23 protein-coding genes are annotated in these 24741 nt (G+C 31.0%); 11 read left to right on the forward strand and 12 right to left on the reverse strand.

What is annotated here, in order from left to right; all coding sequences use genetic code 11:
• Positions 1-4 precede the first annotated feature (4 nt).
• The gene (locus ABNT61_RS10565; protein ID WP_348743174.1) at positions 5-1204 is read right to left on the reverse strand and encodes a LytTR family DNA-binding domain-containing protein; all 1200 of its coding nucleotides are present in this window, start codon (positions 1202-1204) and stop codon (positions 5-7) included.
• Between the two features lie 128 nt (positions 1205-1332).
• Here ABNT61_RS10565 and ABNT61_RS10570 point away from each other — a divergent pair, with 128 nt between their 5' ends.
• The 3 genes from ABNT61_RS10570 to ABNT61_RS10580 are packed head-to-tail and all read left to right on the forward strand — an operon-like array spanning position 1333 to position 3191.
• On the forward strand, positions 1333-1764 hold the full coding sequence (locus ABNT61_RS10570) for an OB-fold protein (RefSeq protein ID WP_348743175.1): 432 nt from the start codon (positions 1333-1335) through the stop codon (positions 1762-1764).
• Positions 1757-2302, forward strand: a complete 546-nt coding sequence (locus tag ABNT61_RS10575) for a YceI family protein (RefSeq protein WP_348743176.1) — start codon at positions 1757-1759, stop codon at positions 2300-2302. The genes ABNT61_RS10570 and ABNT61_RS10575 overlap by 8 nt, the downstream gene beginning before the upstream one ends.
• Positions 2295-3191, forward strand: coding sequence for a DUF5777 family beta-barrel protein (locus ABNT61_RS10580; RefSeq protein WP_348743177.1), 897 nt, complete (start codon positions 2295-2297; stop codon positions 3189-3191). Before ABNT61_RS10575 ends, ABNT61_RS10580 begins: the two co-directional genes overlap by 8 nt.
• Positions 3192-3268: 77 nt before the next feature.
• On the opposite strand, the gene ABNT61_RS10585 is transcribed toward ABNT61_RS10580, so the two are convergent.
• Positions 3269-3811 carry a DUF2911 domain-containing protein gene (locus ABNT61_RS10585; RefSeq protein ID WP_348724921.1) on the reverse strand — a complete coding sequence of 181 codons (543 nt, stop codon included), beginning with the start codon at positions 3809-3811 and terminating at the stop codon, positions 3269-3271.
• Positions 3812-4075: 264 nt separating this feature from the next.
• On the opposite strand from ABNT61_RS10585, the gene ABNT61_RS10590 reads away from it, so the two are divergent.
• The 3 genes from ABNT61_RS10590 (at position 4076) to ABNT61_RS10600 (ending at position 6844) form a co-directional block, all read left to right on the forward strand.
• Positions 4076-4405, forward strand: a complete 330-nt coding sequence (locus ABNT61_RS10590) for a hypothetical protein (protein WP_348743178.1) — start codon at positions 4076-4078, stop codon at positions 4403-4405.
• Between the two features lie 29 nt (positions 4406-4434).
• Positions 4435-5601 (forward strand): hypothetical protein, encoded by a 1167-nt coding sequence (locus tag ABNT61_RS10595; protein WP_348743179.1) that lies wholly within the window; start codon positions 4435-4437, stop codon positions 5599-5601.
• Between the two features lie 178 nt (positions 5602-5779).
• On the forward strand, positions 5780-6844 hold the full coding sequence (locus ABNT61_RS10600; protein ID WP_348743180.1) for a hypothetical protein: 1065 nt from the start codon (positions 5780-5782) through the stop codon (positions 6842-6844).
• Between the two features lie 32 nt (positions 6845-6876).
• Here the strand turns inward: ABNT61_RS10600 and ABNT61_RS10605 are convergent, their stop codons facing one another.
• The 7 genes from ABNT61_RS10605 to tyrS form a co-directional block, all read right to left on the reverse strand.
• On the reverse strand, positions 6877-8109 hold the full coding sequence (locus ABNT61_RS10605; protein WP_348743181.1) for a PepSY domain-containing protein: 1233 nt from the start codon (positions 8107-8109) through the stop codon (positions 6877-6879).
• A 43-nt stretch (positions 8110-8152) separates the two neighbouring features.
• A complete protein-coding gene (locus ABNT61_RS10610; protein ID WP_348743182.1) occupies positions 8153-10501 on the reverse strand; it encodes a TonB-dependent receptor in 2349 nt (782 codons plus the stop codon).
• Between the two features lie 17 nt (positions 10502-10518).
• The gene (locus tag ABNT61_RS10615; RefSeq protein ID WP_348743183.1) at positions 10519-11334 is read right to left on the reverse strand and encodes a DJ-1/PfpI family protein; all 816 of its coding nucleotides are present in this window, start codon (positions 11332-11334) and stop codon (positions 10519-10521) included.
• An 11-nt stretch (positions 11335-11345) separates the two neighbouring features.
• Positions 11346-12377 (reverse strand): transporter, encoded by a 1032-nt coding sequence (locus ABNT61_RS10620; protein WP_348743184.1) that lies wholly within the window; start codon positions 12375-12377, stop codon positions 11346-11348.
• A gap of 181 nt (positions 12378-12558) precedes the next feature.
• Positions 12559-12927 carry a hypothetical protein gene (locus ABNT61_RS10625; protein ID WP_348743185.1) on the reverse strand — a complete coding sequence of 123 codons (369 nt, stop codon included), beginning with the start codon at positions 12925-12927 and terminating at the stop codon, positions 12559-12561.
• 710 nt (positions 12928-13637) lie between these two features.
• Positions 13638-14201, reverse strand: a complete 564-nt coding sequence (locus tag ABNT61_RS10630; protein WP_348743186.1) for a hypothetical protein — start codon at positions 14199-14201, stop codon at positions 13638-13640.
• 307 nt (positions 14202-14508) lie between these two features.
• A complete protein-coding gene (tyrS, locus tag ABNT61_RS10635; protein ID WP_348743187.1) occupies positions 14509-15813 on the reverse strand; it encodes a tyrosine--tRNA ligase in 1305 nt (434 codons plus the stop codon).
• 156 nt (positions 15814-15969) lie between these two features.
• Between tyrS and ABNT61_RS10640 the strand changes: the two genes are divergently transcribed.
• Positions 15970-16974, forward strand: coding sequence for an NAD-dependent epimerase/dehydratase family protein (locus tag ABNT61_RS10640; protein WP_348743188.1), 1005 nt, complete (start codon positions 15970-15972; stop codon positions 16972-16974).
• Here ABNT61_RS10640 and ABNT61_RS10645 read toward each other — a convergent pair whose 3' ends face one another.
• From ABNT61_RS10645 to ABNT61_RS10655, 3 genes are read right to left on the reverse strand one after another with little or no spacing between them, the layout of a single operon-like run.
• Positions 16975-17448 carry a DUF4296 domain-containing protein gene (locus ABNT61_RS10645; RefSeq protein ID WP_348743189.1) on the reverse strand — a complete coding sequence of 158 codons (474 nt, stop codon included), beginning with the start codon at positions 17446-17448 and terminating at the stop codon, positions 16975-16977.
• The gene (locus ABNT61_RS10650) at positions 17448-18788 is read right to left on the reverse strand and encodes a dihydroorotase (protein WP_348743190.1); all 1341 of its coding nucleotides are present in this window, start codon (positions 18786-18788) and stop codon (positions 17448-17450) included. Before ABNT61_RS10650 ends, ABNT61_RS10645 begins: the two co-directional genes overlap by 1 nt.
• 3 nt (positions 18789-18791) lie before the next feature.
• A complete protein-coding gene (locus tag ABNT61_RS10655; protein WP_348711147.1) occupies positions 18792-19511 on the reverse strand; it encodes a polyprenol monophosphomannose synthase in 720 nt (239 codons plus the stop codon).
• Between the two features lie 92 nt (positions 19512-19603).
• On the opposite strand from ABNT61_RS10655, the gene ABNT61_RS18575 reads away from it, so the two are divergent.
• The 4 genes from ABNT61_RS18575 (at position 19604) to ABNT61_RS10670 (ending at position 24740) form a co-directional block, all read left to right on the forward strand.
• A complete protein-coding gene (locus ABNT61_RS18575) occupies positions 19604-20239 on the forward strand; it encodes a DUF4271 domain-containing protein (protein ID WP_412766942.1) in 636 nt (211 codons plus the stop codon).
• A gap of 12 nt (positions 20240-20251) precedes the next feature.
• Positions 20252-20998 (forward strand): uroporphyrinogen-III synthase, encoded by a 747-nt coding sequence (locus ABNT61_RS10660; RefSeq protein ID WP_348711145.1) that lies wholly within the window; start codon positions 20252-20254, stop codon positions 20996-20998.
• Positions 20999-21114: 116 nt separating this feature from the next.
• Entirely contained in the window at positions 21115-23268 is a 2154-nt protein-coding gene (locus ABNT61_RS10665; RefSeq protein WP_348743191.1) for a tetratricopeptide repeat protein, read from the forward strand.
• A gap of 98 nt (positions 23269-23366) precedes the next feature.
• A complete protein-coding gene (locus ABNT61_RS10670) occupies positions 23367-24740 on the forward strand; it encodes a DUF1800 domain-containing protein (RefSeq protein WP_348743192.1) in 1374 nt (457 codons plus the stop codon).
• Position 24741: the final 1 nt, after the last annotated feature.

A 24741-nucleotide genomic window follows, 5' to 3' on the forward strand; every position in this document is an offset into this window, starting at 1 on the left:
ACTTCTACATATTAAGCCACTGCTTAAATTCAGCAGCTTTGTTTTTACTGATGATAATTTCTTCGCTGACTTTAGAATTCAATACAATTTTAAGCTGACTCTTTCCGTATTTAATGATCTTATCAATTGCAGAAATACTTATGATGAATTGTCGATTTGCTCTAAAGAATAACGTTGGATCGAAGTTCGAATACATATCATCTAAACTAGCATTAGAAGTAGATTTTTTTCCATCGAAATTTACTACATAAGTAATTGTATTCTCAGTGTACACATAAGCAATTTCACTTATTAAAACAGGAACCAACTCATTACGCATATAGGTTAGTATTCTTTTTCTATTAAACTCAGAAGTTTCTGGTAGTTTTTCAACAACTTCCTCTTGCTTAGGTTCTTCTACTTTTGGTTCAACCTTTTCTTCGACTTTCGCTTCTGCTAATTTTCGCAGTTCTTCTTCCGCTTTAATTCTTTCTTCAATAAGTTGTTTTTCTTTCTTCTCTCTATAATGTACTAAATCGGTATTCAGCTTTGATAAATTAATTACCTCTGATTCTAATGAAGTATACTTTAACTCTAAATGTTTTTCATATCTACTACCAATTATACGAACTGCTAATGATGACAACACAATTACTAAAACTCCCATTATTAAGAATATTAGGTAGAAGTTTCTTTTTAGTTGACTAAGTTGTTTGTTGATACTACTCACATTTACATTTGCAGCAATTAATAAATCTGTACTTTTTACTGCTGCCGTATGAATTACCTCAGCTTCATTTTCATCTTTAGTTCTAGATTTATTTCCTACTAAAATATCATATAAGTCTTCTGAATTATTTTTCTCTTTTAAAGACTCTAATAAATCTGCATTTGAACTTTCTATTTCACCCAATTTAGTCTTGTCTGGGTGACATATTTTTTTTCCTGACCAATCCAGCACAGAAATGAACCAAGTGTTTGTATTTGTTCCAGAAATAGTTTCTTGAAGGTTTTGTAAAGCACTTTCTTTATCTACTTCTTTAGATAATTGAAAGTTGATAATACTTGCAATTTCGTTTGCCTCTCTTTTACTAGTTTCAACTTGCACTTCAATTAATTGATTTGCACTAGCTTTAATAAAGTATTTTGCTCCGATTATAGAAATAACCAGAAAAACTAAAGTAATAGATAAAACAGTAAATAAGTATAATGTATCTTTTCTCATAGGATAAAACTACAAATTATTAACCCAGTTTTTTTTCCTTTTCACCGTTTTATTTTCCTTTTCACAAAAAAATATACTACAATTATAAAAATAAATAGTTTACTTTGATTCAAGGTAAATATAACACTATGATTAAAAATTATCGATTTTTATTGAAGTGTATGTTTGTTTTTTCTTTGGTTTGTTTTAGCTTTTTTATTCAAGCTTGTTCGAATCAAAATAACATTAAAGAAGTAGCGCCAAGATTCGCTATTTCGTCAAACGATCTTTTACTTGAGTTTGCTGCAAATGAAAATGAAGCGAGTGATAAATATGTTGATCAGGTGATTGAGGTACATGGTACCATTAAAGAAATAACATCTTTAAATAATAGAAAAACTATTATCTTAAATACCTCTTCTAGCTCAGGAATTATTTGCGATATAAATGATAGTGAACAAGAAATATTGAACGATTTAAAGAAAAACCAACTCATACATATAAAAGGAATTTGTAAAGGTTATTTAAAAGATGTTATACTTTTAAATTGCTTTATAGATATAAAGAATACAGATGAATAAACTACCAATTTTACTCCTCTTATTGTTTTTAAATTTAGGAACAATATTTGGCCAGCAATTTATTGCCAGACAAGGACAAGTAACTTTCTTCTCCTATGCCACAGTTGAAGATATTGAAGCAAAAAATAATCAAGTTTTAAGTATTCTTGATTTTGATAAAAAAGAAATAGCTGCAACAATGTTAATGCGTGCTTTTGTTTTTAAGAAAGACTTAATGCACGAACATTTTAATGAAAGTTATATCGAATCTGATATTTATCCTAAAGCTACTTTTGAAGGAATCTTATTAGAAGGATTAGAAAATGCTGGTCCGCAAACTCAATTGATTAATGGTAAGATTACCATTCATGGAATTACAAAAGAAATTGAGATTAAAACTACGATTCAAAAATCAGAAAACAGTTATACAATATCTGGTGAATTTAATTTAACTGTAAAAGATTTTAATATTAAAATACCTCCAATTTTATCAAACAATATTGCTAAAGTTGTACTTGTAAAATTTAATTTCCAATATGAGCCTTATGAGAATGAATAAAATAGTATATACCATCGCAGTTATCGCTTTTCTTCCGTTAACAAGTAAAGCTCAAGGATTGTTAGATAAACTTGATAAAGAATATCCAAACAAACCGATTTATGAAATGGCTACTTTTAAAACAACCAGAATTGGATTAGGACATTCTGTAGAAACTAGAAAGAAAGGAGCTTTAGAAATTTCATGGTATAATAGATATTGGAATAGACCTAATGGAGAAACTCAATTTTTCTTAGCAGATGAAGTAAATATGAGATTCGGATTGGATTATGCCGTATCTGATAATTTCGCGCTTGGAGTTGGTTACAGCACTTGGGATGAAATTACCGATGGATACGCAAAATATAAGTTTATAAAACAAGCCAAGAAAGGTACTGGTAGTCCATTTAGTATGGTTGCATTGCAAACCGTTTCTGTAACGAGCAATCAAATGAGTCAGAATTTATACGGTGGATCTTCAGGTTCTAGTAATTATAGTTTTGCTACTCAATTATTAATTGGAAGAAAATTTAATCCGAAATTATCAGCACAAATAAGTCCTTTTTTCATTTCAAGGAGTAATAACACAATGAATAGTGCTGACCCTAAAAGCCAATACGGAATTGGTTTTGGAGCACGATATAAAGTAGGCGGACATGTTTCAATTGTATCAGAATATTATTCTGTTTTCAATCCGTTAAACTCCATTAAAACTTATAATCCTTTTATGGTTGGTGTAAATTGGGAATTAAGTCATTTAATGTTACAATTTCACATGACCAACGCAAGAACATTTGCTGAAGATGCATTTATTACTCAAACCACAAATAACTTTAATTTCCACGATGGAAATTTCCACTTTGGGTTTAATGCAACATTTGTATTACATACCAGCAAGAATAAATTGTAATTAACCAAATTAGTTAGTTTATATATAAAGAAAAGCCTGAGCAAATGCTCAGGCTTTTCATATAGTTCTAATATGGATTATCCCTTCACAGGAACAGAAACTACTAAGTTCCCCCATCCCATATATAATTTTGCATCGTTGTCCTTACCATCAAAAGCCATAGTAAACGCTTCTAAAGTTTTCTTACCTTTTGAAACCTCACCTTTAACTCTTACAACATCTTCACTTTCATTATAGAAATAAGCTCCCCAAACATTCTTGGCTGTACTTAAAATAACAGTCCACTCGCTATCTCCAGGAATAGTAAATAAAGTATAAGTTCCAGCTTTTACTGGTTTACCTCCAAAAGTAACATCCTTGTAAAAAGTAATTTCAACAGCTTCATTAGCTCCAGTCCTCCATACTTTTCCTTTAGGTGCTAACTTCTCTAAATCTCTTCCTTTTAATTGAGGACGACTATAGATTACTTTAGCTAACTTATCTGAAACTCTATAACTCGCAGGATACGTAGCTGCATCCATTGGACTCTTATCTAAATCTTTAAAGTCTTGAGCAAATGCGTTGTTAGAACTTACTAAAGCAACTGCAAATACTACAATTGATAAAATTGATTTTCTCATGATTGATTGTTTTTAATTATAATTTTAAGGAATTGGTCTCTAAAATTAACTAACCTTACTCTTAAATATTATTAAATTTTTGTGAAAATTGATAGTTGGAAATATACTTCTCAATCTTTTATACCTTTTATAGTTACACCTAAGAATAAATAAATCTCTTTCATGACGATTTATTAAATCAAAGCGTATTTCCATTATAATTTTAATGTACTAATCTGAAGATTATATAAGTAAAAACAGAATAGAAAATTAAAATTAAAATTTATGTCATTTTTATGCCCTTTTATCGTAATTAATGGAAGTAGCACTACCACTATTACAGATGTCAAAGTTCGCTCTAAAGATAGCGGAAAAATTGTTACTGTTAATGAATTGAAACCTGGTGAAGCAACACCTCCTAATAATATATACCAAAATGGCAATCAACATTGGTATATAGATTTTAAGATTAATGGCAAGTCCATATCCAGACATGGAAAAGAATGTGGATTTAGAGATAATGATAATAATCATATTGCAATGATTATTCTGTATCCAGAAAACTTTTCTGTAATCACACCTCAATCAAACGGTTGTACTAATAACCATTATTAAACTCTAATTAATCTTAAAATTAAAATAACATGATAAAAAATACTTCTTTCGTTGTTGTTAATGGTATGGCAGACGTAACATTAACAAACATATCCATAATTCATGAAGGTGACTTTATTGAATTTAATACTGAGAGCCTTAGTCCAGGAGAAGCTTCCAAACCTATACCATTTGAAAGCAATGGGAATAATGATTATTGGGATATTTCTTTTTACATTGAAGATAAAAGATATGTGAGGTATCAAAAAGAATGTGGACTTAGAGATAAAGATGAAAATCAAATTACTGTAATTTCACTTTATAAAGAAAACTTCTCCGTTGTGACACCTCAATCCGGAGGTTGCTATAACAATGATTATGATACTATGAAAATGCATACTTCTGCAAATATCAGTATTACAAATCAAACAAAATTTCCTTTACGTTCTGAGGTTAAATCAAAAACAGATATTACAAGTTCTATAAATTATTTTAATAACAGAGAAGTTCCTGCTAATTCCTCTTCAACTATTATAGGAATACAAACTGAAGGCGTTTTGGGACAATCAAAATTTAAAATTGGATTAAACTCAAACAAAGAAGGTGAAGTTAGTTTTAATTTAGGTTCAAAAATAAGCGCAAGTAATACAAAAGTTACGTCAATAAATGGCTCACCTAATTTTGCCGGTTTTGTTTCTGCTAAAGCTCCTTTTGGATTTGGTGTGGCTTATGATCTTTACTTATATGCCGGTCAAAGTCAAGCCGCTAAATTAATAAACAGTTTTTTTGAGGCAAACTTAAAAGCAGTTCAAAGCTTTATAAACAAAAATGGTTACACTATTGATTTTAAAGATAAATTTAACATTCAACTTACCAAATTATCCGGTCTGGAAAATTCTGAAAGTATATACACTACTTTAAAACCTTGTACTAATGTTTCAGAAAAAAATAGTAAAAAATTTAAATTTACTAGTATTCTAAATAATGAAGGTAAAGTTAATTTAAATACTAGTTTCATTTCTAAAGAAAAAAAGGTGGATTTGAATGATGCATACATTAAAGATTTACAAATTTTACTCGAAGGAAATCTGAGTTTAAACTTATCTAAAAAATCATTGTCTGTTGATTTAACAACATTTAAGGTTTATTGTGAAGATTATTCGCTTGATTTAAGTGTTTTGGATAACTTATTCCCAATTGTTGCAAAAATTAACTAGATTAATTGGAGATAATACTATTACACCAGCCAACCTATGCGGTATTATTAATTCGAACAAAGTTTTAGGCTTATCTACCAATTTGAACAATACCATAATAAGTCTTTTAAATAGTCTTTTGAAAAAAGATAATATTTCTGAAAGTGAATTTATTAATCAAATAATTACTTTATAAAAAATGGCATCAACTATAAATAAAAGTGTATGGATGCGTGATGTCCAAGAAAAGCGTTTTAAAGACATTGCTATCCCAGGAACACATGATAGTGGAACCTATGATTTATCACATGAACTATCCGACATAAAATACTCTAACATAGCTTTTTTATGGAAATTAAGTTCAAAACATGCCCCAGTAAATGGTAAACTTCCTTTTGATGATAAAATATATCTTGGTAAATATGCATATGATTGGATTATGAATTTTGTAACTTCAGTTAGTAAAGCTCAAAATCAATCTATATTCGAACAACTCAAGGGTGGAATTCGTTATTTTGATCTAAGAATTTACTTTGATCACAAAAAACAAGCAATATATTTACAACATGGTTTACGAAGTGTAAGCTTAGAAAATGTGCTTATAGATGTAGCAAAATATTTAAATACGTATCAAGAGGGTAAAGAGCTGATTTTCTTAAAATTTTCTCACTCAAATTTCTCAAATGACATTGCACCTCAAGGAAAAAAGATTCTTGTTGATCTTGTTTCTAAACATTTAGGAAGTGAGTTCATACACACCTTAGGTATAACTAATTTCAGTGAAAAAATTGATTTAAATGAGGTTCTTGCTGAAACTAAATTAAAAGAAATCACAGGTAATGGTTCTAAAGTTGTTTTACTTAATACTCAAACAAGTATTTCTTATCCAAACTATCTTTTAAAAACTGACGGTTTTAAATCTTCGGATAGATCAGCTAGCGGAGTTAACACTATTGAGGACTTAATTAAAGGGGAACAAAATCCGCTAAGAGCAAATAAAGGAGTAAATAGAAAACTCTATTCGATCAGTTGGACATTTACCGTTAAGGATGAGGATGTAGTGAATGGAGCTATTAACGCACTTACAGAGACAAATTCCGATAAAACTATTCTTCAAAGTTTAGCTGAAAAGGCCAACAGTGGATTGCAAAAATTTATCGATAATAATCAAAATTGTAACTTTAATTTGATTACAGTAGATTGGTTTGAAACCTCACCGGTTGTGGAGCTTTGTATTAATCATAGTTTAAAAAATAACAACTGATAAAACAAGCCACATTAAATGGTGGCTTGTTTTTATTTTATAATTTTTAGTCTTAGCTTTTCTGATAACCAAATTAAAACTGCACTTATTCCAAAAAGAGGAAAAACAACACCTAATGTAATTAACACCAAAACAAAACCATTGCTCATTTTAAAATTCTTAGGTTGTTTTGGTATGCCCAGTTTTCCTTTTGGTTTTCTCCATAAATAGGAAAAGATGGCTGCGGAACTCATTACTGTTAACAATATCGCTACTAGAAATACTAAGTACCAATTCCATCCTCCAAATTCTCCTTGATGAAAAGCCATTAACCACATTCTTCCTCTCATTAACGATCCAACATCACTCCAATCGTGAGATTTAATTAATTCTCCAGAATATTGATCAAAATGTATCATTTTCTGATCTGACAATGGGAAGGTTTTATTAGAAACTGAAAAAGTACTCTTTGGAGATTTTGGTAATCCTAAAGTAATTGTTCCTGGCAAATTCTCCTTGTTAGCAATTGTGATCATTTCATCCAGGGTAATTCTCTTTTCTTTTACAGTTGATGTTAAGCCAATTCCTCTCCATGTTTTTGAATATCCAGTATTTGTCCATTTTTGTACCTTCTTAAAGTTTCCTCCAAAAACATCTGTCCAAGGTAAACCTCCAGCAAGAATTAAGAGTAGTAAAATTGAAATCCAAAAACCTGTAACCGCATGAATATCTCTTGCAAGTATTCTTTTACCTTCATTAAATCGTATGGTAAAAACACCTTTTATTCCTTTTGAGAAAGGAAACCAGATGTATATACCAGAAATAATTAAGATAATCATCCAACAGGCAATTAACTCAACTATCTTAGTTCCTATTGTTCCACCAAGTAATTCCCCATGAAGTTTCCTTACCTTGTACATCCAGGTATCTTTTGCTTGAAAAGTTCCAGAAACTTCTCCTGAATATGGATGAATAAAAATGGATTTCTTTCCTCCGAATCTTCCAGAAATAAATTCAGTACTCTGCTCCTTATTGCTAATAATAACCGAATTTAATTTCCTTTTTGAGTTCTTTTGAGCTATTTCCCATTGCTGATCATAGGTAAGTTTTTCTCCTTGGTTTTGTGAATCAATTTTCTGAATATTTTCAATAATTGGATTTTCTACCTTAGGTTTAAACAAATAGATTGCTCCGGTAATTGACAATACTAACACAAATGGTAATGAGATAATTCCTGCTATAAAGTGCCATTTCCAAAACCATTGATTAAGTTTTCTATTCTTCATAAAAAATAAAAAGTGTGCAACCAGAACAATTGCACACTATGATTTAAAAATTATACTTTATTCCGAAATGAAGTGCACGTGGATTTCCAATAGAATAACTATTCTCTCCTCTCCAAACATTATAACTCGCTCTTACAGCATACAACTCGTCAAAAATATTTAACACTTGACCCCAAAGTTCAAAATCTCTGAAAGTATAACTCCCTGTGAAATTGAATACGTGATGACCATCATAAGTTGATGTTCCGAAAATGTCATTTCCTGTACCATCAGTTCCCACAACCACTTGATTTTCGAAACTTGTATTATAACTTCCTATTTGCTCATGCTCTAAAATAAGTGTTAAATCTGAAATAGGTTTGTACTTGATGTTAGACATTGCTATGTAATTTGGAGCAGTTTGCATATCGGTATTAGAATAATCAACACCATTATCGAAAAATGATAAGTATTTATGAGTTGCATAACTACCATTATAACTCACAGACAAATTATCTAATATTTGATAGTTTACTCCTAGCTCAACTCCTTCTGATCTTGTTTCTCCTGCATTTAATTGTTGAAAATTTCCAGAAGTGTCTCTAATTGAAATTAATCGATCTGTTCCGTTTAATCGATACAATGCTACATCCACTTTCAATTGAGAAGGAATTGAAAAATACCCACCAACTTCATAGTTATCAAATTTCGCTGGATTTAAATCGAAAATCGTTGCTCCAGTTCCACTATTTCTACTATTTCTGAATAATGTTGATGTTTGTGGTGGCGTAAATCCTTTAGCGTAATTTCCATAAAACCCTGCATTTTCATTTACGTTGTAGTTAAACCCAAACTTTGGAGCTACACTATTGTAACTAACTTTAGTGTCAACAACTCCCGCTTGATTTTCAATCAAATTATTATAATCATAATCAAACTGATCCACACGAACAGCTGCAGTTAACTTTAAAGCTTCTATCGGAGAAATTTCAAACTGGGCATAACCTGCATAGTTCAAAATGTCGGCTTCATAGTTCAAAATATAATCACCAGAATTTAACGTGTAACCAATATTTTTTCTAGAAGCAACATCTACAATTACATCGATTGTTTCGGCGACATAATCTTGCGGAGAAAAATCAGCAGTAGCTCCAACAACCAAAGACGCATCAGCAAAATCAAAATTTACTTTATGTTGAATTAAACCCACATAACTTCTAAACTCATTTGAGTTGATTTCCCCAGAACCCGTTCCTGTTAATACTCCTCCAACTCTATTCTGACGAATTCTATACGAAGGAATTTGGTTCATAATATTGTTACGATAGATAAAATTGAATGATGTTTTATTCTTCTCATTCCATGTTTTTTCTAGAGTCGACCTAAATCTTAATGCTTTCGCTTCTCTTTCCGTAAAAGTTTGATCGCTCTCATAATTTCCATCTTGAAAATTTTGCTCAGAAATTGATCCAGACATATCTGACCTATAATCAATATAACTAACACTATTGATCCACTTTAATGTTTCAGAAAAATCATTTACATTTTTAAACGTAATGGCAAATTTTTCATAATCTGAATGACCAACGGGTCCGTTACTTCTTTCGATATAATGACCTCCAACATAGAATCCGTATTTTTCATTAGCAGTTGTTGAACCTTCAATTTCGTATCGAGAAATACCTAAATCATTCGCTTGAATATTTAAAGACCCTCCAAAATCTTTTCTTGGATTTTTCGTAATAAAGTTAAAACTACCACCAATTGCTTCACTACCATAAATACTAGAAGCAGGACCTTTTAAAACCTCAACTTTCTCAAAAGTTGTATTGTTCATCTCCAATAATGCATTGTGATTAAAAACAGCAACTGGTCTAATTGGAATTCCGTCTTCTACATACAAAAACAAAGATTTTGTAGAAATCGGAGAACGCACAGCCATAAAGTGTTGCTCGTTACTTGATGCTTTTGACGAACTCATAAAAACACCTGGAACTTGATTCACCAATTGTTCTATTCCTAAAGCTTTTGTATCCTGAATTTGTTTCGCTGTTAATACTCCGATTGAGGCAGGAACTTCTCTTCGTTGCTGAATTTCTCTACTTGCTGAAATAATTACTTCATCTAAATTCTCAATAGACTCTAATAGTGTAATAACATTTTCATTCTTGTTTAAGCTAATTTGTTTGGATTGAAACCCCATCATGGAAACAGAAACTCTATTCCCTTTTAATTTGATTGAGAATTTTCCTTCCATATCCGTTGAAACTCCATTTTGTTTGTTTTCTAAAGAAATAATAGTAGCACCAACTATTGGGTTTTGATTTTGATCAATTACCTTTCCTTTATATATATCTTGTGCTGAAATTTTTAAGACTAACATTATTAGTCCTATCATTATCAGTTTTTTCATTTTGTTTGTATTAAATACTAATTGTTGTGAATTACTTTTAAGCTGTCAATAACTGGTGTAAGCATTACACCATACATCAATTCCATCATTTGACGAACCTCTTTTTTTGTTTTTTCTGGGCTTCCGCCTGAAATTGGTGGTTTAGAATCATACTCCATATCTAGCATTACACCTTGTGCATAATTTTCACCCCAATTATCTGCAAGGATGGCAAGTGACATATCCATTCCTGCGGTTACTCCAGCTGATGTCCAATATTTCCCGTCCTGGGTGTATCGCTCATTTGCCGGGATTGCTCCAAATTTTCGAAGCATTTCTTCCTCTTTGTACCAGTTAGTAGATGCTTTTTTACCTTTCAATAAACCTGTAGCACCTAAAACCCAACCACCTGTACAAACAGATGTTGTATATGTTGAATTAGAATCAATTTCTCTAATCCAATTCAATAGTTTTTTATTTTGAGCTGCTTTTATTGTAGCAATAGTTCCACCTGGAATTACTAAAATATCTAGTTGCTTGACAGAATCGATAACAGTATTTACAGTGAATTCTAATCCATTTGCAGATTTTACTGTACCCGATTTTAAACCAATTAATTGTGGTTTGATTCCACTATTTCCTAATACATATCTTGGACCGATAAAATCCATAGAATTTACTCCATCATAAACCAAAATCCCAATTGACTTTATAGTATGTTTTGGTGTGCCAAATATCTCTTTCATCATGCGAGCATGATTCTCGATAGTTATGTCCTTATCCGTTTCTTCTTTTTGAGACGTATTGCAGGCGCACAAAGCTAAACCTAGCAATACTGTAAAGAACCTTTTCATTACAAAATGTGTTACAGCGAATACTGTAAACCAAAAGTTAGTGTTTCTCTTCTCTCCAACTGAATACCATTCGGTTCTTGATACAATGGCTGCGCATATTCAAATCCGAAACGAACATTCTTAAACGATCCTTTAGGAACGTAAACATTAAATCCTAATCCTCCATTTATATATTTTCCTCCTGAATTTGCCGTGTCAGCAGTTGTAACCATCATTGGATTTAAATTTGGATTTGCACCATTTATTCTTTCTTCCGCTAAAACTTCTCCTCTAGCTGAAAAGCTAATCCAATCATTTACTTTATACGCAAACCAAGAATTTAAACTATATCTGTTTCCTAAAGAATAGTCAAATTCGTTTCTATCAAAACGGTACGTTCCTTTTAATTGTGAACCCCAAGAGTAATTATCTGTTTGACCTAAATAATTTAATCCTAAGTCTAAATCATAAGTTCCGCTACCTATTTGCATTGGATAAGGCAATTGAATTTTATTTGGAGCAGACATTGGAGTAACATCTTCTGCTTCCAATGTTCCAGTAGGAATAGAAAGATTCACGATTGCATGTATTGATTGACGTTTTGCATTCACAAACTTGTATAACATTCCTAATTTTACATCTCCAAAACCTGAAGAAGAAGTTGAGAATTGAGTTGTCATTCCAGACATCATTCTCATTTGTAAATCCATTTCATTTTGAGTGTACATTGCCATGGCAACTATAGTGATCTTATCAGTTAATCCATACATTACACCCAGCATATGCATATCCATTGGCATGTTTAATGGAGTAACCATATAACCACTATCGTGCCCTTGAGCATTTGTAATATCAGAAGATCCTCGCAATAAACCTTCCATGTTCATTCTCATATATCTGTAAGAAAACATTACGTCTCCTTTTCCATGATAATGATCTCCCATAACAGAGATTGGAGCATGTCCATCTGGTCTTCCAGCTGACCATAATTCTGCGTTCTTTTGTGCGTATGTAGTTTGTACCATTGCAAATAAAGCAACAGCTATTTTTACGATGTTTTTCATCTGTTTGTTTTTTATTTCTGAACGTTTGAAATTCTTTAAACACGTTCATATACTACAATGGACTTTACTCATTGAAATTTTGAATTCCGAATAAAAAACCTTGTAGTTTTATTATTAATTTTTAAGCATAATTCGACTGAATAACTGAGAAGTTATTCTAAATAGTCACGAAAGTTTGTGCTTAAACAGTTGGAGGATGAAAAACGTTATGTTGAAATAGATAGTTATAATCTATATCGTAATGAAAATTGTTTTTTGAGTTTGAAGTAATTGTAGATTCTTTCTTGATTTTCAAAATTTCAACAAAACCAATGGGATACTCTTCCATATGAATTCGTAATGAATTGAAATCATCTTCCTCTTGTTGTTTTAGTTTCTTCATCAATTGACATTTACCATTACAGCTAAGTTCTGGTTTGTCTTTGTTGATACATAACACTTTTGCAATATAATCGTAATTAATAGCATACTCCACGAAAGGTGCTATTGGACGTAACATTGCAATTACATACAGGAAAACAAATAGATATGTAGTGATTTTAGTTTTCAAAAACGAATCTACTTTTCGATTTGCAAAGATAAATTTCTTTTGACTTATTTAATATATAATCCCAGGATTTTACTCAGGTATTCCGGTTGTTAAATCCAAATTATATTAACCATTTTTTACTCTAAAAATTTAAATTTTAACAATTCTATTAGAGCTTTATAAAAAACTTAAAATTACACTGAAAAGCACGATAACAGGAAGAGAAATTAGCAACGCTTTCGTTGATTTAAAAACTCCAGAAATTAAATTCCAACAGTACAAATAAATAAACAGTGGAATCATGAATCCTAATATTGGAAAATCATTTTCAATTGTTATATCAACACTTAACAAAAACCAAAATAGTCTTAACAAAAACATTAGAGTTCCAAATAAAATCCATATAGAATTAACCCGTGTTTTTCTATGTTTTAAAGTTCTTTTACTATTTTTTAAAAAGAGCTTACCCATCCATAAATTCGTGGTAAAACAAAATGCAAAACAAACAGAAGAAAAACCAATTAATAAGTAATAATAAGAGCTAATCTCATAGTTTAAGCTCCAATTATTAATATCCATCCCTAAATTACATGTTCTAAGAGTTAACCTTAAGAGATAATTTAACGTAAAAGCGTAGCCTAGCCCAACTAAGATTCCACTGTAAAATTGGAATCTTCCAATTTCACGTGCTCCGAAATCCAATTTATACTTTTTCAACGCTTAAAAAATATCTAACTAAAATCAGGACTATAGGTCTCTAAGGTTAAATCGAAATGTTCTTCCAAGAATGAAACGGTTTCATTGGCTAAGTTTTCATCGTCTAATGAAACTAATAGAGTCTTTTGAGTATGTTTATCGTTTAATAAAGTGATATCATTTTTATGATATGAAATTCCTTGATCTGGATTAGCGATATTAAACCAAGCCATTTTTTGATTTTTCGTTAATTTTAAAATAGCCAGTTTGGTTTTATTTCCTAAATCTACCTTCTCATTAAATAAAAGTTTACCGAAAATGTATGTTCCCAAGTATAGCTGATTATTCTTCTTTAAGACACCTGTTTTTAAGAAAGAAAGCATCACAATAACAAAAAAAACAAGAATTAACGCGGCTATTTTCATATAATTATTAGGGGCATCAGTAATACCATCATAGTTACCAGTAATACCATCGTCACCAAATTCCATACTCAGGAATTTAATAATTACCACTAATATTGGTAAACCCAAAATTATTGAAACGTGCGTTTTTTGATGCGCAGTAAACTTACTTTCTAGTATAATTTCTTTTTTCATAGTTAATTTTTGACACCATATAAGTGCTCAAAACACTGAAATTGTTACGATTACTTTTTTTATTTTAATTTATTCTAAATAAATAATTATATTTGCACAGATTTTTTTGAAGCATGATTGTATTTTATACACCTAAAAAAGAAACTATTACAAAATTGCACACTTTAAATACGTGTGATAAAGCTTGTGCATCTTCTTGTTTAAAACCAAAAAGTAAGTGTTGTAATAAGTATAAGAAAAAAGGCATCAACTGTAAGCGATGCCCTCTTGTATTGGATGTGAAAATTGCTTCTTAAGCTATTTCAAACTATTCTACTTTTAATAAAAAATAGTTTCTTCTACCTCTCTGAAGAATTACATATTTATCCGCAATTAAATCACTAGAATCAATCTTGTAATCTTCTTTTACCTTTTCTTTATTTACAGAAATAGAATTTTCTTTTAATGCTCTACGTGCATCTCCGTTAGATTTTAAAAACTGAGTTTTCGCAGATAACGCAGCAATCATATCTAAACCAGCTTCAAATTCTGCTTTTTCAACTACAGCCTGAGGCACACCATCAAACACATCTAAAAATGTAGCTTCATCAAGTCCTTTTAAATCTTCAGATGTAGATTTTCCAAATAAAATATTAGAAGCAGCAATTGCCTTATCTAATTCTTCCTTAGAATGTACAAATGTAGTAACCTCTTCCGCTAACTTCTTTTGTAAAACTCTAGCATGAGGAGCTTCTCTATGCTCTTCGATTAAAGCATCAATAGTTTCCTTATCTAAGAATGTGAAAATCTTTATATACTTTTCTGCATCTTCATCTGTGGTATTTAACCAGAACTGGTAGAATTTATATACCGATGTTTTATCAGCATCTAACCAAACGTTCCCTCCTTCTGATTTTCCGAATTTAGATCCGTCTGCTTTTGTAATTAATGGACAAGTCATTGCAAAAGCTTTCGCTTCTCCACCTGGATTCATTCTACGCACTAATTCTGTTCCCGTAGTAATATTTCCCCACTGATCAGAACCTCCCATTTGTAACATACAATTATGAGATTTATGTAAATGGTAAAAATCGTACCCTTGAATTAATTGGTAGGTAAACTCAGTAAAAGACATTCCACTTCCAGATTCTCCAGAGATTCTTTTCTTCACAGAATCTTTGGCCATCATATAGTTTACAGTAATTCTCTTCCCAACGTCTCTAGCAAATTCAATGAATGAAAAATCTTTCATCCAATCGTAGTTATTTACTAAAACAGGGGCGTTTTTTTCAGCACTTTCAAAATTTAAAAAACGAGCAAGTGTGTCTTTAATTCCATTTACATTTTTCGCTAATGCTTCTTCATTAAGTAAATTTCTTTCATCAGACTTTCCAGAAGGATCACCAATCATTCCGGTAGCACCACCAACTAAAGCTATTGGTTTATGACCAGATTTTTCTAAGTGAACCAATAAAATAATTGGTACTAAACTTCCAATGTGTAATGAATCTGAAGTAGGATCAAAACCGATATAAGCACTTGTCATTTCTTTTTCTAATTGCTCTTCGGTTCCAGGCATAATATCATGAACCATTCCTCTCCATCTTAGCTCTTCTACTAAATTTTTAGCCATTTTAAATTTACTTAATGTGAATCGCAAATATACTATTTAGAAAATTTTAAAATTAAGCTTCAATTATAATTTTTTGGATGAATCTGAAATAAATGACATTGTTAAAAATCTGGTTTTGAATTGAAGTCACGATTTATTTATAACTATTTTTGTTATATGATTTTAGTAACAGGTGGAACCGGATTAGTTGGATCGCATTTATTGTATCATCTAACATTTGAAAATGATGATATCATTGCAATATATAGAACTGAAGAAAAACTAACTTTAGTTAAAAAAGTATTCTCTTATTACACAGAAAAGAGCGATGATTATTTTTCAAAAATTCAGTGGATTAAAGCTGATTTAACTGATATTCCTTCTCTGCAAATTGTTTTTGAAAATCCTATTTCTAAAATATACCATTGTGCTGCATTAGTATCTTTTGACCCGAAAGATTACTATAAAATGAGACACACCAATATTGAAGGAACAGCAAATCTTGTCAACTTAGCTATCGCAAATAATATTGAAAGATTCTGTTTTGTAAGTTCTATAGCTGCTATTGGTGATTCTATTGATAACAAAGAAATAAATGAAGAAAACGAATGGGTTGATAATGGCGACAAACATGGTTATGCAATTACCAAATATGGAGCAGAAATGGAAGTTTGGAGAGGAAGTCAAGAAGGACTTGATGTTGTAATTGTAAATCCTGGAGTGATTTTAGGAAGTGGATTTTTTAATGAAGGTTCGGGTAAAATGTTTACACAAGTTTATAACGGATTTAAGTTTTATACAGAAGGAGTTACTGGATTTGTTTCTGTAAAAGATGTGGTGAAAGCAATGATCCAATTAACAGAATCCGATATTCGAAATGAACGATTTATACTAGTAGCAGAGAACATCTCATTCAAAGATATTTTATTTAGTATTGCTAAATATTTCAATGTGAAACAGCCAAGTATTAAAGCCTCTCCGTTAATGACTTCTATTTTTTGGAGAATAGATTGGTTTTTAACATTGATAACGGGCAAAACCCCATTAATGACTAAAAACTCTGCTAGATCTTCACATAACAAGGAAGCTTACGATACCAGTAAAATTATAGATATATTAAACTTTAAGTTTCAAAAGATTGATGACGTAATACAAGAAGTGTGTTCAGAATTTAATATGTAATTATTCTTCCTCTTCTTGAGTTTCATTAGGTTTTTTTAATCTCTTTTCGTGAACTTTCTTAATTAAAGAATCAATTTCCAACTTAACGTCCTTCTTATCTGTTTTTTCAATTTTATTAATTGAATCTTTAGCAAGAATCTCTTTCTGGATAACAACACCTTGATCTTGTAAGTTTTGTTTTACGTCATTCAGTAACTTCTCGTAGTTATCAATTATAGAAGTATAATATTTATTGCTATTATCAAATCTAGTACTATCTATATTGTATTTTTCGTGAACAAAGTGCATATAAATCACACCTTTTTTATTGAACTTGTTCTTAGTTCCTCTGGCAGAAGCTGCTATGTGCATGTCGGTTAATAACATTACCATAGTATCTCTAGGAATAAGATTATCAGGCGCTTTGTAAATTGTATTTCCCGTACAAGAAACAAAAAGAACAAGTATAGGTATGATATATTTTAACTTTTTCATTATCTATCGAATAACAAACGTTTTCCTTTTACCTCTTCGTTGAAAGTTCCGTTATCATACATTAGTACTCCGTTTACAAATGTATGCGTGATTTTTGAAGAAAACTCTTCTCCTTCAAATGGAGACCATCCACACTTGTATAAAACATTATCTTTAGCAACTTCCCAAGAAGAAGATGGATCAACTAATACAATATCTGCGAAATACCCTTCTTTAATGAATCCTCTTTTTGAAACTTGGAATAATTTTGCTGGGTTATGACTCATTTTCTCAACAACCTTTTCTACTGAAATCACTCCCTCTTTTACTTTTTCAAAAAGAGCAATAACTGCATGTTGAACCAATGGACCTCCACTAGGAGCTTTAGTATACACATTTGCTTTTTCCTCTAAAGTATGAGGCGCATGATCCGTTGCGATTACATCAATTCTATCATCTAATAAAGCTTCCCATAATGCTTTTCTATCGTTAGCTGTTTTTACAGCAGGATTCCATTTGATATGTGTTCCTTTCTTATCGTAATCTGCATCTGTAAACCATAAATGGTGAATACAAACTTCAGCAGTAATTTTCTTCTCTTCTAATGGAATATCATTCCTAAATAATTCCATTTCTTTTGCAGTAGACAAGTGAAAAACATGTAAACGAGCTCCCGTTTTTTTCGCCAATTCAATTGCCTTTGAAGAAGATAAATAACATGCTTCTTCACTTCTAATAACTGGGTGGTATTTTACTGGAATATCATCTCCGTACTCAGCTTTAAACTTCGCCGTATTATTTCTAATCGTTTGTTCATCTTCACAATGAACAGAGATAATCATATCTGTTGAAGAAAATATCTTTTCTAAAACCTCTTCGTTATCTACTAGCATATTTCCAGTTGAAGATCCAAGAAATAACTTGATTCCTGCAACATTCTTAGGATTCGTTTTTAAAAGCTCCTCCAAATTATCGTTTGTTCCACCAAACATGAATGAATAATTCGCATAAGATGTTTTACTTGCAATCTCAAACTTATCCTCTAATAATTCTTGTGTTGTAGCTTGTGGAACTGTATTTGGCATTTCAATAAAAGAAGTAATCCCTCCAGCAATCGCCGCCTTACTTTCTGTTCCAATATTTGCTTTGTGAGTTAATCCTGGTTCTCTAAAATGCACTTGATCATCTATCATTCCAGGAATTAAATACTTTCCTTCAGCATCAATTACGGTAACATCGTTAGTTGGAGTAATTGCTGTAGCTATTTTAGCTATTATTTCTCCTTCGATTAATACATCTCCGTTAAAAACGGTATTCTCATTTACAATCTTTGCGTTCTTTATTAAGTACGATGCTGCCATAATTTATTTTGGTAATCCTTTTAATCTCATTTTTATAACTCCAAATAAAGCTTCTGATACAATTCCTCCACTCATTTTAGATTCTCCTAAAGTTCTATCTGTAAAAATTACAGAAACTTCTTTTATTGAAAATCCATGCTTCCAAGCTTTGTATTTCATTTCTATTTGAAAAGCATATCCAACAAATCTAATTTTGTCAAGTTTTATGGTTTGTAAAACTTTTCTACTCCAACATACAAACCCAGCTGTAGTATCATTTACAGGAATTCCTGTTATAAATCGAACATATTTTGATGCGAAATAAGAAAGTAATACACGATGCATTGGCCAATTCACAACATTTACACCTACTGAATAACGTGATCCTACAGAAACATTTGCTCCTTCAATTGCACAAGCATTATACAATCGAATTAAATCATTAGGATTGTGAGAAAAATCTGCATCCATTTCTATGATATACTCGTAATCTCTATCAAGTGCCCACTTAAATCCGTGGATATAAGCCGTACCTAAACCGTTTTTACCAGTTCGTTTTTCAAGATGAAGTTGATTTGGAAATTCTGCTTGTAAATTTTCAACTATACTAGCCGTGCCATCAGGCGAATTATCATCAACAATTAAAATATCAAAAGCCTTTTCTTGATCGAACGTAGCTCTTATAATTGCCTCGATATTTTCTTTTTCATTGTAAGTTGGAATGATGACTAGTGTGTCAGACATTAATTTGAATTTCGTTAAAAATATGGACAAAGATAAACTAATTTATTGCTAATTTTGTGTTAATTGAATTATTCTCTCAGCACTACACTTTGATGGAAGTTATTAGTAGGAATTTAGTATCAAATGATTGGATTACCTTAGTTTTCATGCTAGCTTTGGTATTAATTGCATTGATGAAATTATACAAACCTCAGTTGCTCTTAGGATACTCTATTGCTCTTTTTTCTCAAGGTTTTATCGAAAACAGAGCCGAGAAAAACCCATCTACTTTCTCAACATTTCATGTACTGATTTTTCTTTTTACAACTCTTATTTTTTCACTGACACTATACTTTGTTGCATCAAATATTTTAGTTGAAAAATTCTATAATTATCTTTTTGTACTTGCTGGAATGACAGCTTACATGATTTTAAAATTTCTGTTCATAAGGATAATTGCTCATTCCCTTGATATTGAAGAACAAACAAGATATTTCATTTTCTCTAAGTCCGGATACCTATACAACATCAGTTTGTGGTTATTTCCGATTCTTATCTTATTCCATTACGGGTATTCAAATATTACTTTTTTACTCGTTTTCATATGTTTATTGTTGATTTTTAGAGGTTTTTTAATACTTAGAAATAACAAAAAGCTGATTTTTAATAACTTCTTCTATTTTATTTTGTACTTTTGCACCCTCGAATTAGCTCCTTTGCTAATCATATATAAAACAACAACGACGTAAAGAGAAAGTTTTATGAAAGTGAAAACCATTTTAGTGTCGCAACCAGCACCAAAAACAGAAACTTCACCATACTTTGACTTAGCTGAAAAGCAAAAGGTAAAAGTTGATTTTAGATCATTTATTCATGTTGAAGGAATTCCAACTAAAGAAGTAAGAGCCCAAAAAATTGATTTAAACAATTTCTCGGCAATTATTTTAACTAGTAGAAATGCTGTAGATCATTTTTTTAGAATTGCTCAAGAAATGCGTTTTACTGTTCCTGATGACATGAAATACTTCTGTCAATCTGAAGCAGTTGCTTACTACCTTCAAAAATATGTAGTTTATCGTAAACGTAAAATTTATGTAGGTACTCGTACTTTTCCTGAGTTAACAAAACTTATCAAAAAACATAAAGACGAGAAGTTTATGCTTCCTTGTTCTGATAAGTTAAAGCCACTTATTCCAGACGAATTAAACAAGTTAGGAGTAGATTGGAAAAGAGCAGATTTATACCGCACAGTAGTTAGCGATTTATCTGATTTAGAAAATGTATTTTATGATGTATTAGTTTTCTTTAGTCCTTCTGGAATAGAAAGTTTATTTGAAAACTTCCCTGATTTTAAACAAAATAACACAAGAATTGCTGTTTTCGGTAATTCTACGATAAAAGCCGTAGAAGCAAGAGGATTACGTGTAGATATTGCTGCGCCAACTCCTGAAACACCTTCTATGACAATGGCTTTAGAAAAATATATTAAAGAAGTGAATAAGAAATAATTCACCTTTTCAATTAAAATAAAAACCTCGCTCAACAGCGAGGTTTTTGTTTTTTATAGTTTTTATCTAAATTAGCTTACCAACTTTATAGATTCTAAATACATCTTAATCTTAATATGGCTGACGAGGGGAACAACAAAGAAAAGAAATGGCAAACAGTATTAAAATTCTTAGCTGCTTACCTAGTTGCTGCCTGGACTTTTTTACAATTTGTAGATTGGGCTTTACTGCGATATAAGATTTCTCCTTATTGGGTAGACATGTTACTCTGGGTTTTTATTGGTATTATTCCTTCTCTTGCGATTTATCTTTACAATAAAGACCGTATTAATCAGAAAGTTTTAAAACTTCGTGAAAAAATCATATTTCCCTTAAACGGACTTGTTGTTGCCTTAGTTTTATTTTTTGGTTTTGGAAATAGTGATTTAGGATCTACCACAAAGGAAGTTTCATTTACAAATGACTTAGGTGAAATTCAAACTGAAACCATTACAAAACAAGAATTTAGAGTTGGAGTTCCTATATTCAACTTTCAACAATCAACCAAAGATAGCACAAGCCTTTGGTTAGGAAATACTATAAACAAACTCTTAGAAATAGATTTAAAACAGGATAAAAATATTTCTCCTGAGGTTTCATATGCGGAAAATACCATCGACAAAATTCAGGCAAGTTCTGTTTTCAATAAGTTTTTTGTTGATGGCGAGTACACTGTCGATAATGGAATTTACACGATCACGCCTACCGTACACAATAGTAAAAACGGAAAAGAAATTGCGAAGAAAACATTTACAGGGCCAGACTTTTTTGCGCTGATTGATGAAATTAGTATTTACATCAAAAACAACGTAGGAATTGTTCAAGAAATGCAAGATCGTTATATCGATTTAAGTATTAAAGAAATGACTACAGGTTCTATGAAAGCACTTGAAGCGTGGGCAAAAAGAGATTATGACGAAGCTGTAAAAATTGATAGCTCGTTTACATTGGCATACTTCTATAATGCTGTTCGAAGAAATAGATATAGTCATGGGGAATTGGAGGAAAAATATCTAATTGACAAAGCCTACGATTTGAAAAATAATTTACCGATTCAAAGTCAGTTTGAGATTTTGATGTACAAACACATTATTTACAATCGTTGGGAAGATGCAGAAAAATTAATCGGTTATCAATTAGAAATTGAACCCAATAATGAAGATTATAATCGTCTTTTAGACATTGTTTATAGTGAAACTAAAAACATTGATGGTCATTATCAACATGCTTTAGAACGATTCAATCAAAACAAAAATGAAGAAAATGCGAGGAGTTATTATACATCATTAATTTTTAGTGGAAAATTTGATGATGCTATAAACCTTATAAAAGCATACGAGTTATTATCTCCAGATACCGAAGAAATTCAGCGTATCAAAGCATACACATATTTATCAGCAAATAAAATAGAAGAAGCAGAAAAGACATACGCTACAATGAAGTTGAAATGGCCAGAAGAGACGATTTACCAAAAAACTATTGATGAATATATTGCCAAGATTAAAACATCTCTACCAAACTTCGACTACGACGCATACAAAGGAATTTATAGAACAATTAATTCTGAGCAACAAATTGAATATTTCCAAAAAGACAATTCATACTTCATTCATTATAAGAATCAGCTAATGAATAGAGCGTTTCCTTTAAACTCAGATGTTCTGCTTTCTTTAGATCCAGGATGGGTTTCTGGAACAAAGCATAATTTTCAAAAAGACAGCTTAGGAAATGTATATGGAGTTATCGTAAATCAATTCAATAGAAACAAAACATATGATTTCTATTATTACAAAGAAACTGCGGAAATTACAAATGCCTATAATTTATTGAAGTCGCACCAGTTCGATAATCTTGAACAAACATTTGAGGATTTAGTTACCAAATACCCAAATCATTGGTTCTTAAAAGACGCGTTAACGTATGTACAATACAGAAAGAAAAAAGGAGACAAAGCTCTTTTGAAACAATATGAAAAAATAGCTGGAACCTACGGTACAAGAACATTTTGGGTGGAAAAAGGAAAATTATTTTATAAGCGCGATAACTTACCAAAAGTTGAAATTTTCCCAATAGATGAGAATCGATATATTAGCTTATCTAAGTTTGAAACTCACTACGGTTTCGAAGAAAATAAAGACAAAAAAACAGCATCTTTCACGTGGTCTTACCATGTTGCAAACAAAGAATGGATCAAAGCAGAAAACAACACCAACTACATTCTAAAAAACTAGACCATTAACTAATTGTTTTTCAATACTGAATAATGCATTCTTGCATAGTTTCGTTATATTTAAATTAAACTTTTCTCTTCTGAATAAGTCTTAATAATATGAAAAACAAGCATATTCTTCATTTATATAATAGAATTGGGTTTGGAATTCTTCCTAACGAAGTTGAGAAACTCAACTCTAAAACTCCTACTGAAGTTGTCAATATTCTTTTTGAATCTTCAGAAACCATAACTCCGTTGTATATCGACACAAGCTTCTTGAATTCTGTTTCGTTAAAAGCATTGAAAAATAAATCTAAGCGACAAGAGCTAATGAAAATGAGCAGGAAAAAAGTTCGTGAGTTAAACTTAGTTTGGATGGATAGACTCGCAAATCCCAAGGAAGTTTTACGAGAAAAAATGACCTTGTTTTGGGCGAATCATTTTGTTTGTGAAGACAAAAATGTATTACATATTTTACAATACAACAATACGCTAAGAAAACACGCATTGGGAAACTTTGGAGATTTTGTAAAAGCTATTTCCAAAGAAGCGGCAATGCTAAAATATTTAAACAATAAACAGAATAGAAAAAACAGTCCGAACGAAAATTTTGCTCGTGAACTCTTAGAACTTTTCACACTCGGACAAGGAAATTATTCCGAAAAAGATATACAAGAAAGCGCAAGAGCCTTTACAGGTTATAATCACAGATTCAATGGAGATTTTATTCTTAGAAGAAGACAGCATGATTATGGAGAAAAAGAGTTTTTCGATCAAGTAGGTAGTTTTGATGGAGATGATATAATAGACATCATTCTTCAACAAAAACAATGTGCTCGTTTTATTTGCCAAAAGATGTATAAATACTTCGTAAATGACAAAATAAAACCCAATAGAATTGAAGAAATGACTTCCATTTTCTATAAAGATTATAACATTGAAAAACTGATGAAATATGTATTGACCTCAGATTGGTTTTACGATGAAGAAAATATTGGAGCTAAAATAAAGTCTCCGATTGAACTTTTAGCAACTATTCATAAAACAGTTCCTTTTAGTTTTCAAAAACCAAAACAGCAATTACTTATTCAAAAATTACTAGGTCAAATTTTACTTTTCCCTCCAAATGTTGCCGGCTGGAAAACCGGTAAAGGTTGGATTGACAGCAATACTATGGTTACAAGATTAAGATTAGCTTCTGTTCTTTTAAACAATGCGGAGATTAGTTACTCAGAAAAAGACGATTTTAAAGCTGTTGTTAATTCAATTAAAAAAGAAAAAAGAAGAAAAAGAGCCTTTATAAAAACGGAAACAAATTGGCAGAAATTCAATGAAAACTATGAGTCAATTTCAAATGAAGAACTCTTCGAAAATTTAATTCTCTGTCCAATTACTAGTGGAACAAAAGAAATCATGAATCAATATAAAGATTTACCCAAAAAGGATTTCTGCATTCAACTGATGTCTTTACCTGAATACCAACTTTGTTAAT

It is taken from the genome of Tenacibaculum sp. 190524A05c (assembly GCF_964036595.1).
Classification (GTDB): Bacteria; Bacteroidota; Bacteroidia; order Flavobacteriales; family Flavobacteriaceae; genus Polaribacter; species Polaribacter platacis.

Excerpts from the sequence above, each read along its gene's own strand:
- ABNT61_RS10580 (WP_348743177.1), top strand. The coding sequence starts at position 2,295 with ATGAATAAAATAGTATATACCATCGCAGTTATCGCTTTTCTTCCGTTA.
- ABNT61_RS10590 (WP_348743178.1), top strand. The coding sequence starts at position 4,076 with ATGTCATTTTTATGCCCTTTTATCGTAATTAATGGAAGTAGCACTACC.
- ABNT61_RS10600 (WP_348743180.1), top strand. The coding sequence starts at position 5,780 with ATGGCATCAACTATAAATAAAAGTGTATGGATGCGTGATGTCCAAGAA.
- ABNT61_RS10605 (WP_348743181.1), bottom strand. The coding sequence starts at position 8,109 with ATGAAGAATAGAAAACTTAATCAATGGTTTTGGAAATGGCACTTTATA.
- ABNT61_RS10640 (WP_348743188.1), top strand. The coding sequence starts at position 15,970 with ATGATTTTAGTAACAGGTGGAACCGGATTAGTTGGATCGCATTTATTG.
- ABNT61_RS10630 (WP_348743186.1), bottom strand. The coding sequence starts at position 14,201 with ATGAAAAAAGAAATTATACTAGAAAGTAAGTTTACTGCGCATCAAAAA.
- ABNT61_RS10615 (WP_348743183.1), bottom strand. The coding sequence starts at position 11,334 with ATGAAAAGGTTCTTTACAGTATTGCTAGGTTTAGCTTTGTGCGCCTGC.
- ABNT61_RS10570 (WP_348743175.1), top strand. The coding sequence starts at position 1,333 with ATGATTAAAAATTATCGATTTTTATTGAAGTGTATGTTTGTTTTTTCT.
- ABNT61_RS10665 (WP_348743191.1), top strand. The coding sequence starts at position 21,115 with ATGGCTGACGAGGGGAACAACAAAGAAAAGAAATGGCAAACAGTATTA.
- ABNT61_RS10610 (WP_348743182.1), bottom strand. The coding sequence starts at position 10,501 with ATGAAAAAACTGATAATGATAGGACTAATAATGTTAGTCTTAAAAATT.
- ABNT61_RS10565 (WP_348743174.1), bottom strand. The coding sequence starts at position 1,204 with ATGAGAAAAGATACATTATACTTATTTACTGTTTTATCTATTACTTTA.
- ABNT61_RS10660 (WP_348711145.1), top strand. The coding sequence starts at position 20,252 with ATGAAAGTGAAAACCATTTTAGTGTCGCAACCAGCACCAAAAACAGAA.
- ABNT61_RS18575 (WP_412766942.1), top strand. The coding sequence starts at position 19,604 with ATGGAAGTTATTAGTAGGAATTTAGTATCAAATGATTGGATTACCTTA.
- ABNT61_RS10575 (WP_348743176.1), top strand. The coding sequence starts at position 1,757 with ATGAATAAACTACCAATTTTACTCCTCTTATTGTTTTTAAATTTAGGA.
- ABNT61_RS10645 (WP_348743189.1), bottom strand. The coding sequence starts at position 17,448 with ATGAAAAAGTTAAAATATATCATACCTATACTTGTTCTTTTTGTTTCT.
- ABNT61_RS10655 (WP_348711147.1), bottom strand. The coding sequence starts at position 19,511 with ATGTCTGACACACTAGTCATCATTCCAACTTACAATGAAAAAGAAAAT.
- ABNT61_RS10620 (WP_348743184.1), bottom strand. The coding sequence starts at position 12,377 with ATGAAAAACATCGTAAAAATAGCTGTTGCTTTATTTGCAATGGTACAA.
- tyrS (WP_348743187.1), bottom strand. The coding sequence starts at position 15,813 with ATGGCTAAAAATTTAGTAGAAGAGCTAAGATGGAGAGGAATGGTTCAT.
- ABNT61_RS10650 (WP_348743190.1), bottom strand. The coding sequence starts at position 18,788 with ATGGCAGCATCGTACTTAATAAAGAACGCAAAGATTGTAAATGAGAAT.
- ABNT61_RS10670 (WP_348743192.1), top strand. The coding sequence starts at position 23,367 with ATGAAAAACAAGCATATTCTTCATTTATATAATAGAATTGGGTTTGGA.
- ABNT61_RS10595 (WP_348743179.1), top strand. The coding sequence starts at position 4,435 with ATGATAAAAAATACTTCTTTCGTTGTTGTTAATGGTATGGCAGACGTA.
- ABNT61_RS10585 (WP_348724921.1), bottom strand. The coding sequence starts at position 3,811 with ATGAGAAAATCAATTTTATCAATTGTAGTATTTGCAGTTGCTTTAGTA.